General features: G+C 71.0%; 16 protein-coding genes and 1 tRNA gene. 8 read left to right on the forward strand and 9 right to left on the reverse strand.

Going from position 1 to position 16,345, the window contains the following annotated elements; genetic code table 11:
* Positions 1-170 precede the first annotated feature (170 nt).
* The 3 genes from ABZS42_RS08855 (at position 171) to ABZS42_RS08865 (ending at position 1,977) form a co-directional block, all read left to right on the forward strand.
* Positions 171-737: a hypothetical protein gene (locus ABZS42_RS08855; RefSeq protein WP_355143354.1), complete on the forward strand. Its 567-nt coding sequence runs from the start codon at positions 171-173 to the stop codon at positions 735-737.
* A 49-nt stretch (positions 738-786) separates the two neighbouring features.
* Positions 787-1,314, forward strand: a complete 528-nt coding sequence (locus tag ABZS42_RS08860; RefSeq protein ID WP_355143355.1) for a hypothetical protein — start codon at positions 787-789, stop codon at positions 1,312-1,314.
* Positions 1,315-1,380: 66 nt separating this feature from the next.
* Positions 1,381-1,977 (forward strand): MarR family winged helix-turn-helix transcriptional regulator, encoded by a 597-nt coding sequence (locus ABZS42_RS08865; protein ID WP_355143356.1) that lies wholly within the window; start codon positions 1,381-1,383, stop codon positions 1,975-1,977.
* Positions 1,978-2,046: 69 nt separating this feature from the next.
* Here ABZS42_RS08865 and ABZS42_RS08870 read toward each other — a convergent pair.
* Positions 2,047-2,136 (reverse strand) — tRNA-Ser (locus ABZS42_RS08870).
* Positions 2,137-2,211: 75 nt separating this feature from the next.
* Between ABZS42_RS08870 and deoD the strand changes: the two genes are divergently transcribed.
* Positions 2,212-2,919 carry a purine-nucleoside phosphorylase gene (deoD, locus tag ABZS42_RS08875; protein WP_120679978.1) on the forward strand — a complete coding sequence of 236 codons (708 nt, stop codon included), beginning with the start codon at positions 2,212-2,214 and terminating at the stop codon, positions 2,917-2,919.
* 244 nt (positions 2,920-3,163) lie between these two features.
* Here deoD and ABZS42_RS08880 read toward each other — a convergent pair whose 3' ends face one another.
* The 4 genes from ABZS42_RS08880 to ABZS42_RS08895 all read right to left on the reverse strand — a co-directional run bounded on the left by ABZS42_RS08880 (position 3,164) and on the right by ABZS42_RS08895 (position 5,129).
* On the reverse strand, positions 3,164-3,631 hold the full coding sequence (locus ABZS42_RS08880; RefSeq protein WP_355143374.1) for a nucleoside deaminase: 468 nt from the start codon (positions 3,629-3,631) through the stop codon (positions 3,164-3,166).
* Between the two features lie 208 nt (positions 3,632-3,839).
* Complete coding sequence (locus tag ABZS42_RS08885; RefSeq protein WP_355143357.1) at positions 3,840-4,367, reverse strand: tRNA adenosine deaminase-associated protein; 528 nt, start codon at positions 4,365-4,367, stop codon at positions 3,840-3,842.
* Between the two features lie 125 nt (positions 4,368-4,492).
* Positions 4,493-4,660 carry a hypothetical protein gene (locus ABZS42_RS08890; RefSeq protein WP_355143358.1) on the reverse strand — a complete coding sequence of 56 codons (168 nt, stop codon included), beginning with the start codon at positions 4,658-4,660 and terminating at the stop codon, positions 4,493-4,495.
* A 76-nt stretch (positions 4,661-4,736) separates the two neighbouring features.
* Positions 4,737-5,129 (reverse strand): hypothetical protein, encoded by a 393-nt coding sequence (locus tag ABZS42_RS08895; protein WP_355143359.1) that lies wholly within the window; start codon positions 5,127-5,129, stop codon positions 4,737-4,739.
* A gap of 61 nt (positions 5,130-5,190) precedes the next feature.
* On the opposite strand from ABZS42_RS08895, the gene ABZS42_RS08900 reads away from it, so the two are divergent.
* Complete coding sequence (locus tag ABZS42_RS08900; protein WP_355143360.1) at positions 5,191-5,928, forward strand: M23 family metallopeptidase; 738 nt, start codon at positions 5,191-5,193, stop codon at positions 5,926-5,928.
* Between the two features lie 28 nt (positions 5,929-5,956).
* Positions 5,957-7,027 carry a PHP domain-containing protein gene (locus ABZS42_RS08905; RefSeq protein ID WP_355143361.1) on the forward strand — a complete coding sequence of 357 codons (1,071 nt, stop codon included), beginning with the start codon at positions 5,957-5,959 and terminating at the stop codon, positions 7,025-7,027.
* Positions 7,028-7,177: 150 nt separating this feature from the next.
* Here the strand turns inward: ABZS42_RS08905 and ABZS42_RS08910 are convergent, their stop codons facing one another.
* The gene (locus ABZS42_RS08910; RefSeq protein WP_355143362.1) at positions 7,178-8,158 is read right to left on the reverse strand and encodes a DMT family transporter; all 981 of its coding nucleotides are present in this window, start codon (positions 8,156-8,158) and stop codon (positions 7,178-7,180) included.
* 157 nt (positions 8,159-8,315) lie between these two features.
* Between ABZS42_RS08910 and ABZS42_RS08915 the strand changes: the two genes are divergently transcribed.
* Positions 8,316-9,986 carry a DUF885 domain-containing protein gene (locus ABZS42_RS08915; RefSeq protein ID WP_355143363.1) on the forward strand — a complete coding sequence of 557 codons (1,671 nt, stop codon included), beginning with the start codon at positions 8,316-8,318 and terminating at the stop codon, positions 9,984-9,986.
* A gap of 66 nt (positions 9,987-10,052) precedes the next feature.
* On the opposite strand, the gene ABZS42_RS08920 is transcribed toward ABZS42_RS08915, so the two are convergent.
* The 3 genes from ABZS42_RS08920 to nudC all read right to left on the reverse strand — a co-directional run bounded on the left by ABZS42_RS08920 (position 10,053) and on the right by nudC (position 13,647).
* Complete coding sequence (locus ABZS42_RS08920) at positions 10,053-11,645, reverse strand: DUF6114 domain-containing protein (RefSeq protein WP_355143364.1); 1,593 nt, start codon at positions 11,643-11,645, stop codon at positions 10,053-10,055.
* Positions 11,646-11,722: 77 nt separating this feature from the next.
* Positions 11,723-12,283, reverse strand: a complete 561-nt coding sequence (locus tag ABZS42_RS08925; RefSeq protein ID WP_355143375.1) for a DUF6230 family protein — start codon at positions 12,281-12,283, stop codon at positions 11,723-11,725.
* Positions 12,284-12,717: 434 nt separating this feature from the next.
* Positions 12,718-13,647 (reverse strand): NAD(+) diphosphatase, encoded by a 930-nt coding sequence (gene nudC / locus ABZS42_RS08930; protein ID WP_355143365.1) that lies wholly within the window; start codon positions 13,645-13,647, stop codon positions 12,718-12,720.
* Positions 13,648-13,837: 190 nt separating this feature from the next.
* Between nudC and ABZS42_RS08935 the strand changes: the two genes are divergently transcribed.
* Positions 13,838-15,637 (forward strand): VanW family protein, encoded by a 1,800-nt coding sequence (locus ABZS42_RS08935; protein ID WP_355143376.1) that lies wholly within the window; start codon positions 13,838-13,840, stop codon positions 15,635-15,637.
* The last annotated feature ends 708 nt before the right edge of the window (positions 15,638-16,345 follow it).

Genomic DNA, 16,345 nt, shown 5'->3' on the forward strand with positions numbered 1-16,345 from the left:
CTCGCCGCGCCCGACCCGCTCGGCTGGCTCGGCTGGCGACCCGCGTGACGGCGCCGCGATACTGGCGGCGTGGAAGGACGGGCACGGCACGGCGAAGAGCACTATCCACAGCCGCGGCCGACCGTCGTACACATGTTCTATCCACAGCCTGTGGATGCGGGAGCAGGCCGGTGAGTTACCAGCTCAGCGCCGTGATCGCTGACATCGAACTGTTGCGCGAGCAGACAGCCGAGCTGGATCACGCGGTCCTCGGCGAACTGCGGCAGGATTTCGCGCTGCTGCCGGTCACCCCACAACTGGTCGAGGAGCTGACCGGCGCGTTGCCGGACTATTCGGTCGAGGAGCGCGACGACGAGTACCCGTTCGACCTGGTCCTCGGTACGGCACTGACCGCGATACTGGCCCGCTGGTCCGGGCGAGGCCCGGTGGCGTACGTGGAGGCGAAGTTCGCCGGCGGGCTCGGGTACCAGTCGGCGGCCGTCTGGCTCGGCGGGGCGCTGAGCTGGGGACCCCGCCTCGACAGGACGCTCGACAGCCCGCGGGCGGGGTGGCCGATCAACGCCGCTCTCGTCGAGCTGGGCGTCGAGCCCGGGCCGTGGATCGACGCGTTCGCGGAGGTGGGGCTGCACCTGGAGCGGAACACCGACGGCTGGCTGGCCCACGGACGGCGACGGCTGAGCGCCGACTACTGGGACGAGCTCGCCGATGCGTGGGAAAAGGAGCAATCCGGGCGCTGAGTGCGCAACTTAGCCGCACCCGGGGCGTTAGGGACCCCGGGGGGAATCCATGAAATTGCGACAATTTGCCCTGATTGCCGGGCTGCTGGCGGCTGCCGTCGTCTCAGGTAGTCCGCCGTACATTCCCGCCTCCGGTCCACAGCAGACCGTGCCGGCCGGCGAGGTCCTCGACCTGAACGGCCTGCCCGACGTCGAGTTCGGCGACACCGAGCACGAGCTGGCTCGGCGCGGTCTCCTGGGTACGGACGTGGGAGGTTGCGGCCGGACGCTGACCGGGCACCGTACGACCAGCCCGGTCTTCATCGACGACCGGCTGGTGCTGCTCTGGCTCGGCGACTCGACCCGAACCACGGGAGGGGTCGGCGTCGGCAGCCCGGTCCAGCAGGTCCGGATGCGCTATCCCGAGCTGACGGCACTGCATGCTCCGCAGGGGACGTACCGGCTCGACGGCCTGCTCGCCCGCGACGGCGAGCTGGCCTACCTCTTCCTGCACGACGGCCGTACCGTCCGAAAAGTCATCGCGGGCTATGCCGACTGGGCGCAGCGCCTCTTCGCCGAGGGCGACGGCCCCTGCTGAACCAGACGCGCCTGGTCGGTGCCGCTGCGGCGGTACGCGGCCCAGGCGCCGCGTGTGCGCCCGCCGATGGCGGGGCACAGTCCCGTCGACGCCGCTGCGCCGGCGCAACCCGCCCGACTACCGGTGATCCACCGAAGGTCAGCTCTGGTCGAGGCACACAGCCTGGGTGGTGTAGTCACGCAGGGCCGTCTCGTTGATCCCGTCGAGCGTCTTGATCTTCACGTGCCGGGTCTTCTTGCCGACCCCTTCGAGCAGTCCGCGGGTGTCGACGAACTCGGCGCCGCGCCCGAAGGCGGGGCCGTACGCCCACGGCACGGTTCGGTCCTGGCGTTCCTCGGACCCGAGGGGGCCCGGGCAACCGACATCTCCGCCCGCTCCGGGCAACACAAACAGATCGTCGGCACGATCGTCGACGAACTCGTCGGGCTCGGCTACGTCACTCGGGAGCCCGAGCCGGACGATCGTCGCGCCAAACGCGTCGTACTCACCGAACTCGGCCTCGACGAGATCACCAAAGCCCGTGCGACCCTCGCCGCCATCGAACACCGCCACGCGAAGGACCTCGGAGTCCGATCCTTCGCGGCCTTCAAGACGAAGCTCCAGGAGATCACCAGGAACCAGCTCAACTGGCGGCAGGCCGGCCCGGACGAACCGGCCGCCTGAGCGCACCGAGACCACAAAACGAAACGCCTGGCCGGTCCCTTCGGACCTACCAGGCGTTTCGCCTGTTACTGGCGGTGGCGGCGGGATTTGAACCCGCGGAGGGCGTAAACCCTCACACGCTTTCGAGGCGTGCTCCTTAGGCCACTCGGACACGCCACCGCCGAGTAGGCTACAGGACCGCGGGTTCCGATGCCGAACCGGTGTCGGCCCGCCGCGCCTGGCAGGATCTTTGCCATGAGTACGCACATCGGCGCGAAGCCGGGAGAGATCGCCGAACGGGTCCTGATGCCGGGCGACCCGCTGCGGGCCAAATGGATCGCGGAGACCTACCTCGAGGACGCTCAGTGCTACTCGACCGTCCGGGGGATGCTGGGCTTCACCGGCCGCTGGAAGGGGGTCGACGTCTCGATCCAGGGCTCCGGCATGGGCATGCCGTCCGCCTCGATCTACGCCCACGAACTGATCAACGAGTACGGCGTGAAGTCGCTGATCCGGGTCGGCTCGTGCGGGGCGCTGCGGGAGGACCTGAAGCTCCGGGACGTGATCGCCGCCATCGGGTCGTCCACCGACTCGAACATGAACCGGATGCGCTTCGACGGTCTGATCGACTACGCGCCGGTGGCCGACTTCGGCCTGCTGCGCACGGCGGTCGAGGTGGCCGAGCGGCAGGGCATCACCATGCACGTCGGGCCGATCCTGGCCGCTGACGCGTTCTACACCGACCGGCCGGATCTGTACGACACGCTCGCCGACTACGGCGTGCTGGCCGTGGAGATGGAGTCCGCCGCGCTCTACACGATCGCGGCCCGGTTCAAGGCGCGGGCGTTGACCGTGCTGACCGTCAGCGACCACATCAAGACCGGCGAGAAGACCACGTCCGCGGAGCGTGAGCAGACCTTCAGCCAGATGGTCGAGATCGCCCTGGACACGATCATCAGCTGACCCCGCCACCCCACCTGCGCCCCGCCCGTCCCCCGGACCGGCGGGGCGCCCCGTTCCCAGCCACCGCCGGAACGCACCACCCCCAGCCGCCGCCCGGACGCACCGCCCCCCAAACAACGTCGATCATGAAGTTAGCGTCACGACACGCCGTGCCGGGCGCCGCTAACTTCATGATCAACGGGGCGAGCGGAAGGAGAAGGGGGCCCGGCGGGGCGGGGGCGGGGGAGGGAGGCCGGGGGAGGGGTTAGCGGAAGAAGGCGCGGAGGACGGCGGCGGTCTCGTTCTCCAGCACTCCGCCGTAAACCTCGGGACGGTGGTTGACCCGCCGGTCGCGCAGCACGTCCCAGAGCGATCCGACCGCGCCCGTCTTCGGCTCCCAGGCGCCGAAGACCACTGTCGAGATCCGGGCCAGCGCCAACGCCCCGGCGCACATGGTGCAGGGTTCCAGGGTGACGACCAGCGTGCAGTCGTCCAGCCGCCACCGCCCCAGCCGCCGCGCGGCTCGGCGCAACGCCAGCACCTCGGCGTGTGCGGTCGGGTCGCCGGTCAGTTCGCGCTCGTTGCGGCCGAACGCCAGTTCGGCCCCGTCCGGCCCGTAGACCACCGCGCCGACCGGCACGTCCTCGACGGCGAGGTCGGTACCGTCCGGGCGGTCGGTACTCGGGCCACCGTCCGCCGGGCCGGTCATCGCGACCTCCAACGCCCGGCGCATCCACAGCTCGTGCCGCTGCCGCCGCCCCGGCTCACCCGGATCCGCCAGCCCCTCGTCGGCCCCGGGGCCGACCCGGCCGAGACGGCCCGGCGTCGGCTGCCCGGGGCGTACCGTCTCGAGGGCCGGATCGGTGGCGTCCGCCGGTTCACCACCCGACGGGAGAAGCGGCTCGCCACCGTTGCGCGGAACCGCGTCGCCACCCGCCGGGTCAGACCTCACGCAGTTCCTCGACCTCGTCGGCGCAGCCCAGCACCTGACAGACCTCCGCGGTCACGTCGGCGGGCAACAGCCCCTCCTCGGCGCAGAGCGAGAGCAGCTTCTGGGCGGAGATGCCGAGGTCGGCCAGGAGATCCGCGTCGCCGACCGGGTCGGCCTCGGGGTCCACGGCCGGTTGCTCGCTCTCCTCCTCGCCACCGCCGCTGGGGCGGGGCTCGTCCACCTCGTCGAGCCCAGTGACGGAGGTCTTCAGGTCACCGACGAGCAGCGCGCCCAGCCGGGACTCCTCCGCGTACGCCGAGTCGGAGCCGAAGACGCGCAGGTCCTCACCCTCGTCGAGACGCATGATCACCAAATACGTGTCGTCGGCCTCGACGAAGAGCAGCGACAGGTCGGCGTCCTGGTCGACGTCCCGCAGGCGGTCCGCGACCTCGTCGATGTCGGTGGCCCCTCGCAGGTTCACCTCGGCGGCCGTCCAGTCGCCGTCATCGCGCACCACGGCCGCAGCGAAGTACGACACGATCCCCCCAAATTGCCTCGGCACAGCACGCCGACTCGTTACGCGTGCACGTTATCCGGTCGGGTCGGCGGGCGGCCGGTCAACGCCCCGACGGGCAGGTCAATACTGACAAAGTCATGGCCGTCTCAGCCGGCCAGCCGCCGCCTCGTGGCGATCAGTTGCCGGAGCCGCTCGGTACGCATCCGCTGCGGGCGTTCGCGCTGGCGTACCGCCCGAGCCCCGGCCAACTCGGCGAGGACTTGCAGGCGACGGCGGCTGCGGTCCGGGTCGAGCCGCGGTGTGGTCCAGGCCATGCTGCCGAGCGTGCCGAGTCCACACGCGCACGTCAAGCCGGGTTCCGGAGCGCAGCCGGGCGGCCACGCGACGCAGTCACCAGAGCGGCCAGTTCCCGGTGGTCGCCCAGCGTACGGCCACCACCGCGGCGGCGATGCTCCATCCGCCGGCGGTCACGATCGCGATCCCGGTGGCCACTCCACGGTCGCCGTGCCGGACCAGCACCAGGGCCGCCGGCCAGGCCAGCAGCCCGGCCAGCAACGTCCACCAGGCGTAGCCCGCCACGTCCGTGCCAAGCAGCCCGAACAGCAGCAGCCAGGCGAAGGCCGCGCCACCGCCGGCCGCGACTCCGACACCGGTGACCGGGTGCGGTTCGCGGTAGGTGGGCCGGGTGGGCGGCCCGGCCGGAAAGAGCCCCGAGGGGGTACGCGCAGACGGGCGGTACGCGGCACCCGGGTCGTACGGAAGGGGCTGCTGCCCGGTCGTCACGCCTCGCCTCCCCTCGGCCGGAGTACTCGTCTCACCGTACCGACTCTGTCAGGATGACCGGATGCCGTCGCCGACGATCAGACGCCGCGCGTACCCGATCCTGCTGCTGCTCGCCACGGCGCTCGCCGGCGGCTGCGCCTCGACCCGGCCGGGGGTGCCGCCGGCCGGCACGGTACCGCCCCCGCCGAGCGCCCCGGCCAGCGCGGACCAGCCGGCGGCACCGGGATCGGCCCGCCCGACGGCGCCGGGCACGGCACCCGCGTCGACGACCACGCCGCGCGCCGAGCTGCGGCATGTCTTCCCGGTTCGCAGCGGCAACGTCGACTACCACAAGACGCACTCCGGCTACCCGGCGACGGACATCTTCGCCGACTGCGGCGAGCCGGTCGTCGCGGTCACCGACGGCACGATCCTCGAGGTGAGCCGGGTGGACCGGTTCGACAAGCGGGGCCCGCTCGGGCCGAACAACGGCGGGCTGTCGGTGTCGCTGCTCGGTGACGACGGGGTGCGGTACTACGGCTCGCACCTGAGCACGATCGCGGGCGGCGTGGACGCCGGTGTGCGGGTACGTGCCGGTCAGAAGTTGGCCGAGGTGGGCCGGACGGGCAACGCGAACAACGTCTGCCACCTGCATTTCGGTATCTCCCCGCGCTGCTCGGGTCAGGACGGTTGGTGGATCCGGCGGGGCGTGGTCTGGCCGGCGCGCTACCTGGACTCGTGGCGCAAGGGCGGCAACCGGGGTCCGGCTTCCGAGGTCACCACCTGGCAGCGGCGGCACGGCTGTCCGAAGGCTCCCTGAACGGCGCTGCTGCACTAGGTTCGATGGGATGAATCCCCGGGACCCCATCGCCGACCTGCGGCGGATCGCGTTCCTCCTGGAGCGGGCGAACGAGGCGACCTACCGGGTACGGGCGTTCCGCTCCGCAGCCAGGTCGCTCGCCGCCCTTGCGCCGGCCGAGCTGGCCGAGCGGGCGAAGGCCGGCACCCTCACCGAACTGCCGGGCGTCGGCGACGTCACGGCCCGCTGCGTGGCCGAGTCGCTCGCCGGTGAGGAACCGGTATACCTGCGCCGGCTGGTCGCCACCGAGGGCAGCGACCTGGACGCCGAGGCGGCAGCCCTGCGTACGGCGCTGCGCGGGGACTGCCACACGCACTCCGACTGGTCGGACGGCGGATCGCCGGTGGAGGAGATGGCGCTGGCCGCGGTGGAGCTGGGGCACGAATATCTGGTGCTGACCGACCACTCGCCCCGGTTGACGGTGGCCAAGGGACTTACCGCCGATCGGCTACGTCGTCAGCTCGACCACGTGCAGAAGCTGAACGCGGCGCTTCCCGAGGGCTTCCGGATCCTCACCGGCATCGAGGTGGACATCCTCGCCGACGGTTCCCTCGACCAGGACGAGAAGCTACTGGCGCGACTCGACGTGGTGGTGGGTTCGGTGCACAGCGGCTTGAACGACGAGCGGTCGAAGATGACCCGGCGGATGCTGACCGCGATCGCCAATCCGCACCTGGACATTCTCGGGCACTGCACCGGGCGGATGGTGTCCTCCCGTCCGGCCGGGGTCACCGGGCCGGGCGACCGTGGGCACCGAGCCCGTACCCGCAAGGAGAGCGACTTCGACGCGGACGCCGTCTTCGCCGCCTGCGCGGAGCACGACGTGGCCGTGGAAATCAACTCGCGTCCGGAGCGGCAGGACCCACCTAAGCGTCTGATCCGGCGGGCGCTGGAGGCGGGCTGCCGCTTCGCCATCAACACCGACGCCCATGCTCCGGGCCAGCTGGACTGGCAGCGCTTCGGCTGCGAGCGCGCGGCCCGCTGCGGCGTCCCCGCCGACCGAGTGATCAACACCTGGTCGGCGGATCAGCTCGTCGACTGGACCCACCCCCACCACTGACCCCCCACCCCCTCCCCCCACCTCCCCCCACCCCGTTGATCAAGAGGTTGGCGTCATGGCGGGCGCCTGATCTGACGCAAACTTCTTGATCAACGGGGGCTAGCCAGGGGTGGAAGGGGGTGGGGGGCATGGGGGGTGGGGGGGTGGGGGTTAATGGGGGGTGGCGGGTTCGGGTGCGGGTGTGGCGGGGGTGCCGACGCTGACGGGCGTGGTGCGGCGTCGGCTGAGCAGGCCCTGCGAGACGGCGACGCCGATCAGCACGATCAGCGCGCCGACCGGCTGGTGCCAGTTGAGTCGCTCACCGAGGGCCACGGCACCGATCAGCACCGCGAACACCGGGATCAGGTAGGTCACGGTGGCGGCCGTGCTCGCCCCGGCGACCCGGATGTTGCGCATGTTGATGACGAAGGCAAGGCCGGTGCCGAGCGCACCGAGCGCGACCACGCTGGCCACCACCGGCAGCGACAGCGCAGTCGGCAGCGGGGGCGCCCCGGCCACCAGCGGGGTGACGATCGCCAACTGCACGGTGGCGAGCAGCAGCTGCGCGGCCGAGAGCGAGAGCCCGGAGTGGGTGCTGCCGGCGACGAAGCGCTTCTGGTAGGGGATCGCGATGCCGTAGCAGGCGGCGGCCCCGAAGCACATCAGCTGGCCGGCGAAGTGCGATCCGCCGACGCCCTCCCAGACGCCGAGCACCACCAGCACGCCGGTGAACCCGAGGGCGAGACCCACCGCCCGGCGCGTGGTGAGCCGCTCGGTACGGAAGACCAGCACCGCCAGCGGCAGGACGATCAGCGGCGTGGTGGCGTTCCAGATGCCCGCGAGCATCGACTCGACCCGCTGCTCGCCGTAGCCGAAGAGCGTGAACGGGACGGCCACGCCGAACGCGGCCACGACGAAGAGATGCGCCCAGACGCGGGGCTCCCGCGGCAACCGGTCGCGCAGCACGGCGAGCACCACCAGCAGGGTGACGGCTCCGGTGACGACCCGGTAGAGGGTGAGCTGAAGGGGATGGAGTTCCTCGACCCCGACCTTGATGAACAGGAAGCTCGAACCCCAGATCGCGGCGAGGGCGAGGAAACCGGGCAGCCAGCTGCGGGACGCCGGCCGGTCAGGAGCGGAGTGGTCAGTCACCCCTGACACTTTGCCGAATGGGTACGACGATGTCGCGCGACTTTCGGACAGGATGCCCCACCCCTTTCCCCGATCGGGTCCGACCCGGCGGACCGGCTGCCCTGAACACGGCAAACACGGGCGACACGGGGCGGGACAGGTCACGTAGGGTCGCCACGTGGGACGAATCGACGAACTCGCGAACCGCTACGTGGCCGAGTGGGTGCCGCTGAGCCCGACCGGTGCCACCTACGTGGGCATCGCCGGATATGACGACAAGCTGGACGACCTGACGCCCGAGGGGTACGAGTCCCGGGCCGAACTTACCCGCCGCACCCTGGCGGACCTGGACGTGACCGAGCCGCAGACCGAGGCGGAACGGACCGCCAAGGAGGCCATGCAGGAGCGGCTCGGCCTCGATCTGGCGCGCTACGAGGCGGGCGAGACGACCAGTGAGGTCAACGTCATCGCCAGCGGCCTGCACGACATCCGGATGGTCTTCGACCTGATGCCGACCGAGGGCGAGGACGCGCAGGCCAACGTCGCATCCCGGCTGAACGGCTTCGCGGCCGCCCTGGACGGCTACAAGACCACGCTGCGTGAGGCGGCCGCCGCCGGGCACATCAGCTCGAAGGTGCAGCTGACCGAGGTGGCCAAGCAGTGCGACATCTGGGTCGACCCGAGCGGCGACAACTTCTTCCACGGCCTGGTCGAGCGACTGGGCGCGGACGGCAGCGTCGGTGCCGAGCTGCGCCGGGGCGCGGCCGCGGCCACTGCGGCCACCGCCGAGTTCGGCCAGTTCCTCCGCACCGAGCTGGCCCCGCGGGGGCGGGACAAGCAGGCCGCCGGCCGGGAGCGCTACGAGCTGGCGTCGCAGTACTTCCTCGGCGCCAAGGTCGACCTGGACGAGACGTACGCCTGGGGCTTCGCGGAGCTGGCCCGCCTGGAGAGCGAGATGCGGCAGGTGGCCGCGCGGATCGCCGGTGCGGGCGCGACGGTCGACGAGGCCGTGGCGAAGCTGGACTCCGACCCGGCGCGGACCATCCAGGGCAAGGAGGCGTTCCGCGACTGGATGCAGGCGCTCGCCGACAAGGCGATCAGCGAGCTGCACGGCACCCACTTCGACATCCCGGAGCAGGTCCGGCGGATCGAGTGCTGCCTGGCACCGACCAGCGACGGTGCGATCTACTACACCGGGCCGAGCGAGGACTTCTCCCGCCCGGGGCGGATGTGGTGGGCGGTGCCGCAGGGCATCAGCGACTTCTCCACCTGGCGCGAGGTGACCACGGTCTACCACGAGGGAGTGCCGGGTCACCACCTCCAGGTCGCGCAGACCGCCGTCCGGGCCGACCTGCTCAACCGCTGGCAGCGGCTGCTCTGCTGGGTCTCCGGGCACGGCGAGGGCTGGGCGCTCTACTCGGAGCGGCTGATGGACGATCTGGGCTACCTGGAGGATCCGGGCGACAAGCTCGGCATGCTCGACGCCCAGGCGCTGCGGGCGGCGCGGGTCATCGTCGACATCGGCATGCACCTGGAGCTGGAGATCCCGCGCGACAACCCGTTCGGCTTCCACCCGGGTGAGCGTTGGACGCCGGAGCTGGGCTGGGAGTTCATGCGCGCGCACTGCCGGGTGCCGGACGAGAACCTCCGCTTCGAGCTGAACCGTTACCTGGGCTGGCCGGGGCAGGCGCCGTCGTACAAGGTGGGCGAGCGGATCTGGCTCCAGGCCCGGGACGATGCGAAGGCCCGCAAGGGCGCCGACTTCGACCTCAAGGAGTTCCACCGGCAGGCCCTCGACCTGGGTGCGCTCGGTCTGGACCCGCTCCGCCAGGCGCTCGCCCGGCTCTGACCACCGCTCGTCGGGCTACGGCCGGGGTACCGCCGATCGCGGCGCCCCGGCCGTAGCCGGCGCTCGTCAGGTCAGGTCGATGTGCAGCGGCCCGGTGGGCTTCTTCGCGGTCAGCGTGTCGCAGTCGATGTACGCCAGGCCGATCTCGACATCGGTGAAGGTGATGGGCACCGGCGAGGTGACCGGTATCCCGTCCGGGAAGGGCAGGTCCGGGGTGAGCGTGACCTTCACGCCGGCGAGCCGCCCCACGTACCGGGTGGCGTAGAACGTTACGTTGCCTTTCACGATCAGCCGCTCGGTGACGTACCGGACGGTCTTCCCCTCCGGACCGCCTACCTCGAGCACGAAGTCGTTCGTGACGGCCTTGTCCATGGTGAACATCAGCGTCTTGAGCTTGCCGTCGTCGGTGTCCAGCTCGGCGATTCCCGCGAAGTGCAGGCCGGTCATGGTCTGCTTCGAACCGGTGAGCTTGCCGGGCTTGGCCGCGACCTTCGGCACGTCCGAGCCGGTGGCGACCCGGGGCAGTGGTTTGCCGACCTCGACCGGCTTGGGCTTGCCCGGGGTCGGTGCCCCGCACGTGTCGCGGGCCGGCTTGCCCGGCTTCGACGAGGCGCCCGGCCGGTCGCCTGGCGAGGCGGCCCGCGTCGGCGTGGCCGTGCTGCCGCCTCCCGGCCGCGTCGTGGTCGACGGTGACGCCTCGCGGTCGTCGTCCGGGTCGTCTCCGGTGAGCAGGCCGGTGATCCCGTCGACGATGTCGGTCAGCAGGTTGCCGTCCGACGATTCGTCCGGGTCGGGGGTACCGCTGCTCGACGTCGAAGGGCTCGGCAAACTCGGGGCGGTCGGCTTCACCGTCGGTTTCGCGGTCGCCGTCGGCTTCGGGCAGGCCGGGGCGGCGGCCGCCGGCTCCACGGGGCGGAGCCCGACCAACCCGGCCGCAACGGCCGCCGTCGTGACGAGCAGGATCGCGTACGTCTTCGGGTCTCGGTGCCGGCCGTCGGCCGCCGGCTGCTCCGGATCGGCGGGCAGGTCCTGGGTGGTCTCCGTCCTGCCGGACGGCTCGGCAGGTGCCGGTTCCCGCAGCGGGTTACGCGGCTGCGGCGGCACGTCGGCGAGGACGCCGGTGGGCTCCTCGGCACGCTGTCGCGGCATCAGCTCGTCCACGAGCGCGGCCTCGTCGGCGTCGGCCGTTCCCGTACCGGGCTCCTCCGTGGAACTCGTCGTCGCGTGCAGCTCCGCGGTGTCCTGTGGAGCAGCCGGTGTTCTGCGCGGAACCCAGGCGAAGCCGAGCGCGCTGCCGACCATGCCGAGCAGCAGGCCGATAAAGAAGCCACCGAGGTTCACGCCGATCAGCGAGTAGACGGCGGTCACCGCCGCGACCACGGCGTAGAAGGTGCGCTGCGCCGGGCTGAACCAGAAGAGCAGCCCGCAGGTGATCAGGATGGCGGGGACCAACCAGGTCAGGAAGCCGGTCGGCCCCATCTTGAAGGTGAGGCCGTTGAGGCTCATCTGCGTGCTGCCGAAGATCTCCAGGCCGGCCAGCATGGTGAAGAGACCGCCCCAGAACGGCCGCTGCCGCCGCCAGCGGCGGAATCCGCGCCACGCCCGGCCCAGCCAGCCGAACGGGTTGGAGCGGACTTCTTGCGACTCGGCGGTTGTCACGTACTCCTCCTGGTGCTGACGGGGTGGGACATGGTCGAGGCCCGCGGAGGGTGCCCTCCGCGGGCCTCGGCGTCAGATCACTTCGGGTCCGGGAAGCATTCCTTCGCCTTGTCGCCGATGTTGACTTTGAGCTTGAGGCCGGTGAGGTTGAACGTGCCGGCGCTGGTGGAGCGGGCCACCTGCCGGAGATCGGTGATGACCACCCTGTCCGCGCTCTGCCCGAAGGACTTCTTCAGGGCGTGCTTGTTCAGGTCGGTCGCGTCACGGCCGATCTGAATGTTGGTGAACGTCGCGTCGCCCTCGAGGGAGTCCATGTCGATCAGCAGGCCCTTGGCCCTCGCCGGCGTGCCGCCACCACCGGCGTTGATGGTGAGCACGATCTTCATCCCAGGAATGCTGGCGTTGACGGACTGGCAGAGGTCGTAGAGCCGGGCGTCGGCGATCTCGGACACCGCGACCGGGTGGGGGCTGCCGTCCTTCTCCTCGGCGATGCCGCCGTACTGCTCGAAGCCATCGCCCACCAGCTTCGAGGCACCGACCTTGAACGTCTGGCCGGACACGTCGAACGAGGCGGCGATGGCACCGTTCGCCATGCCGAAGACGATGGCGCCGGCGACGGCGGTCGCCGGAACCATCATGGCGGCGAAGCGACGCCACCGGGTGCCACCGCCAGGTTGGCGGTCTTCCGATTCACTCACGGGTCCTCCTCGACGGGGATGTCGTCACGAATCAGGGACGCGACTCGGACGGGAGATCGGGGCGCTGCGGGGCCGTCGCCGACGGGCTGTGCAGTACGCGGATGGATGTTCTCGCGAAGCGACGTAGCTCACAAGACCCGTGCTACTGACCGGTAACCCGCTCGCGACAGGGAGGCCCCCGAGCATCACCAAGCGTTGCGGAGAGCTACCGCGGCGTTGAGCGACAACCGGGTCATACCGGGAGCAGACAGTCAGCGGGCTTCACCTCGGGTAGCCACAGCCGACGGAAATCACAGTTCGGTAACGAACAGCTGTCAATGCGCTGAGGATGCCGGAAACCTCCGCCGACCGGGTGACCCGACCCGACGTACGGGTCAGGCAGGGCGGCCGGCGGCAGCGAGCCACGACCCGAGCAGATGGCGGTCGATCGAGTCGATCCGGCCCAGCCGCCCCGCAGCCGCCCGGGCACGCAGCTCGTCCGGGGTGAACCAGCGCGCCTCCAGCAGCTCGACGCCGTCCACCTCGACCTCCATGGACACGGCTGTAGCGCGGAAGGCGACCATCAGGCCGGCCGGGAACGGCCACGCCTGCGACCCCTGGTACGCGACGTCGGTCACCTCGACGCCGACCTCCTCGGCGATCTCCCGGTGTACCGCGTCCTCCAGGCTCTCGCCCACCTCGACGAACCCGGCCAGCGTCGAGTACGACCCCTCCGCCGCACCCGCGTGTCGCGCCAGCAGGCAGCGGTCGGCACCACCGGGCGCTTGAACCAGCACGATGACGGCCGGCTCGATGCGGGGGAAGAACAACCGCCCGCACTCCGGCTCCGAGCACATCCGCACGTGCCCGCCGTCCCGAGCGCTGGTGCGCGCGCCGCAGCTGCCGCACCAGCGCTGCTGCCGGTGCCAGTGGAACAGCCCCCGCGCGTACGCCTGGGCGGCCGCGTCAGCCGGACCGAGACGACCGGCCAGCTTCCGCACGTCCACCGCCGACATCGCACCGGTCAGCGCCAGGGCGTCCGCCTCGGAGTGCCGGGTGAGATCCGCCCCGAACACCGCCACGTCGCCGTCCAGGCCGAGGAAGACCGTCTCGGCCGCGGCGGCGAGGACCCGGGCCGCGGCGACACCGGTGAGCCGCACCGGAGCGTGCTCGGCGGTCACCAGGCAGCGGTCGTTCCAGAGCGGCAGCACCGTGGTCCGCTCGTCGGCGCGCAACGCCGCCAACCGTTCGCTGTCGGCGCGCAGCGCACCCGCCCGGTCGAGCCACCCTCCGCCGTAGGCGAACACCGCGTCGTCGATCCGCACGCCGTCACGTTGCCACGTCCCGTCGGCGACCGCCAGGACCGGTGGCCTACCAGCCACTCGGCATGCGACACGCCGCACGACGCGCGGCGTACGGCGGACCCGACGACGACTGCCAGACCCGCCCCGGCGTTGGTTACCGTAGGTCTCCGTTCGGGGAGGGTCCCCGGTGACACATCCGATCGAGGTTGCTGTGACGCTGTACGGCGCGAACCGTCCGCCCGCCGACGACCGTCCCACCGTGCAGGTCACCGCGGTCACCTGGCCGATCGAGGAGCCCGCGCCACCGGCCCCGGTGGCGCCGCGCCGCCGGCGTCGGCTGCGGCTGCTGGTCGCGGTGGGTGGCGCCGCCGCCATCCTCGGCGCCGTGGCAGGCGTCGGCGCCTACGCGTACGCCGGTGACGTGCCGCGCGGCACCACGGTGCTCGGCGCGGAGCTGGGCGGCCGGAGCCGCGCGGAAGCGGTCCGGCAGCTACAGGCGGAGCTGGATCGGCGCAGCGCCGATCTCGCCAAGCCATTCGCCGTCCGCGTGGGGGAGCGGACCGTCGAGGTCGCTCCCGTCGAGGTCGGCCTGGCGGTGGACGTGCCGGCGAGCGTGGCGGCCGCAACGGACGCCTCGGCACACCTGGTGAAACGGCTGGTCGGCTCCCGGTCGGTGCAGCCGGTGGTGTCGGTCGACGTCGACCGGCTGCACACCGCCCTGGAGAAGGCGGCCGGCGACCAGAGCCGGAAGATGACCATGCCGGCGATCACGTACACCGGCACGACCCCGAAGGTCGTGTACCCGAAGCCGGGCCTGGGGCTCGACCCGCGTCTCTCGGCCGACGCGGTCCGGGCCGGCTGGCTCACCGGCCATCCAGTGACCGTACCGCTGGTCGAGACGAACCCGGCCACCACTCGCGAGGAGGTGGACCGGCTGGTGGACGAGCTGGCGCGGCCCGCTGTCGGTGCGCCGGTGAAGCTCACGACCGACAAGGGCTCGGTGAGCATCCCGCCGAAGGCGATCGCCAAGAGCCTGCGGTTCACGGCCGACCAGTCCGGGAAGCTGACCCCGAAGGTGGACGTGAAGCGGCTGCGCACCGCGCTCGGCGACGACCTGTCGACCATCGAGGTGGCCCCGAAGAACGCCCGGATGGCCATCTCCGGTGGACGGCCGAAGGTGGTCGACCCCGGCCGTCCCGGCCAGCAGTTGGACAACGCCAGGCTGGGCCGGGACCTGCTCGCCGTCCTGCCCGAGGCCGACGGACGTGAGGTGACCGGAACGCTTGAACCGGCGCAACCGAAGCTGACGGCGGAGAAGCTCGGCAGTCTGGGCATCAAGGAGAAGGTCTCCTCGTTCACCACCCGGTTCACCGGGGGCCTGTCGTCGTCGCGCAGCCAGAACATCGTGACCGTCGCCCGGGAGGTCGACGGCACGGTGGTGCTGCCCGGCGAGACGTTCTCGCTGAACGGGCACACCGGTGAGCGCGGTTACGCGCAGGGCTACCGGGACGCGCCGGTCATCCTCGACGGAAAGCTGGTGCCGGGCGTCGGCGGCGGCACCTCACAGTTCACCACCACGCTCTTCAACGCCACCTACTACGCGGGCCTCGAGGACGTCGAGCACAAGCCACACTCGTACTGGTTCGACCGGTACCCGGCGGTGATCGAGTCGACCATCTTCTGGCCGGACCTGGACTTCAAGTTCCGCAACAACACCGAGCACGGGCTTCTGATCGACACCTCGCACACCTCGAGCACGATCACGGTCTCGATCTGGAGCACGAAGATCTACGACAGCGTCAAGACGGAGTACGGCCCGCGTCGCAACATCACCACGCCGAGGACCATCCACCTGGAGCCGGGCCCGTCCTGCATTCCCAGCAACGGCATCAACGGCTTCACCCAGGACGCCTTCCGGGTGATCCGCAAGGACGGCAAAGTGATCAAGCGGGAGAAGTTCACCTGGCGCTACGACGCCGAGCCGCGCTATGTCTGCGGCGGCCAGCCCTGACGGTCGCCGGCGCCCTCGGTTTCCGCGGTATCCCGGGTCAGCACTGCGCCTCGCCCAGACCCTTCCGTACGCCGTCGGCGTCCCGGCCGGCCAGGTAGATGGGGGCACCAGGTTCGTGCCGCCAACTGTCGTCGAGGCCCCAGCCGTCGACGAGGTCGAGGCCGATAGGCCTCCGGCGTCGACCTGGTCGAAGTCGATCTCGTCAACCGGGTCCATGGCCACCCGCTCGGCGTCGGGGTCGTTGCTGGCCATCGGCAGGGCGATCCGACCGGCGCCCGGTGGGCTGCTCCGGCGTTCTCCAGCAGATGCCGAGCGGTGATGGTGCCGAACGCCTTGACCAGCCGAGTAACGGGGAACTGTTCGGGCGTACACCGGTTGGATGCCTTGCCGTCCATGGCTTCCGGGATTTCGCGGTGGCGGTCCGGGTAGTAGTTGTCGGCGTCGAGCGGGATCTTCCCGGCGAAGAGCTCGCTCGGTGGTTCCGGCACCGCCGTCAGTGGCACGGCGACCACGACGCTAACCGAGGGGCCACCGGAGATCCGCAGAGTCGGCGGATGGCGGCCGCGCTGTTGCTGGATTTGCTGTGGAAACGCGTTCAGGGCCACCCCAAAAAGGGGTGGCCCTGAACGGAAAGAATGTCCGGCGGTGTCCTACTCTCCCACACCCTCCCGAGTGCAGTACCATCGGCGCTGGAGGGCTTAGCTTCCG

The organism is Micromonospora sp. NPDC005367, from assembly GCF_040606825.1.
Lineage (GTDB): Bacteria > Actinomycetota > Actinomycetes > Mycobacteriales > Micromonosporaceae > Micromonospora.

Excerpts from the sequence above, each read along its gene's own strand:
- ABZS42_RS08890 (WP_355143358.1), bottom strand. The coding sequence starts at position 4,660 with ATGGCCTGGACCACACCGCGGCTCGACCCGGACCGCAGCCGCCGTCGC.
- ABZS42_RS08880 (WP_355143374.1), bottom strand. The coding sequence starts at position 3,631 with ATGCGCCGGGCGTTGGAGGTCGCGATGACCGGCCCGGCGGACGGTGGC.
- ABZS42_RS08905 (WP_355143361.1), top strand. The coding sequence starts at position 5,957 with ATGAATCCCCGGGACCCCATCGCCGACCTGCGGCGGATCGCGTTCCTC.
- ABZS42_RS08925 (WP_355143375.1), bottom strand. The coding sequence starts at position 12,283 with ATGATGGTTCCGGCGACCGCCGTCGCCGGCGCCATCGTCTTCGGCATG.
- ABZS42_RS08860 (WP_355143355.1), top strand. The coding sequence starts at position 787 with ATGAAATTGCGACAATTTGCCCTGATTGCCGGGCTGCTGGCGGCTGCC.
- ABZS42_RS08900 (WP_355143360.1), top strand. The coding sequence starts at position 5,191 with ATGCCGTCGCCGACGATCAGACGCCGCGCGTACCCGATCCTGCTGCTG.
- deoD (WP_120679978.1), top strand. The coding sequence starts at position 2,212 with ATGAGTACGCACATCGGCGCGAAGCCGGGAGAGATCGCCGAACGGGTC.
- ABZS42_RS08865 (WP_355143356.1), top strand. The coding sequence starts at position 1,381 with ATGGCGGGGCACAGTCCCGTCGACGCCGCTGCGCCGGCGCAACCCGCC.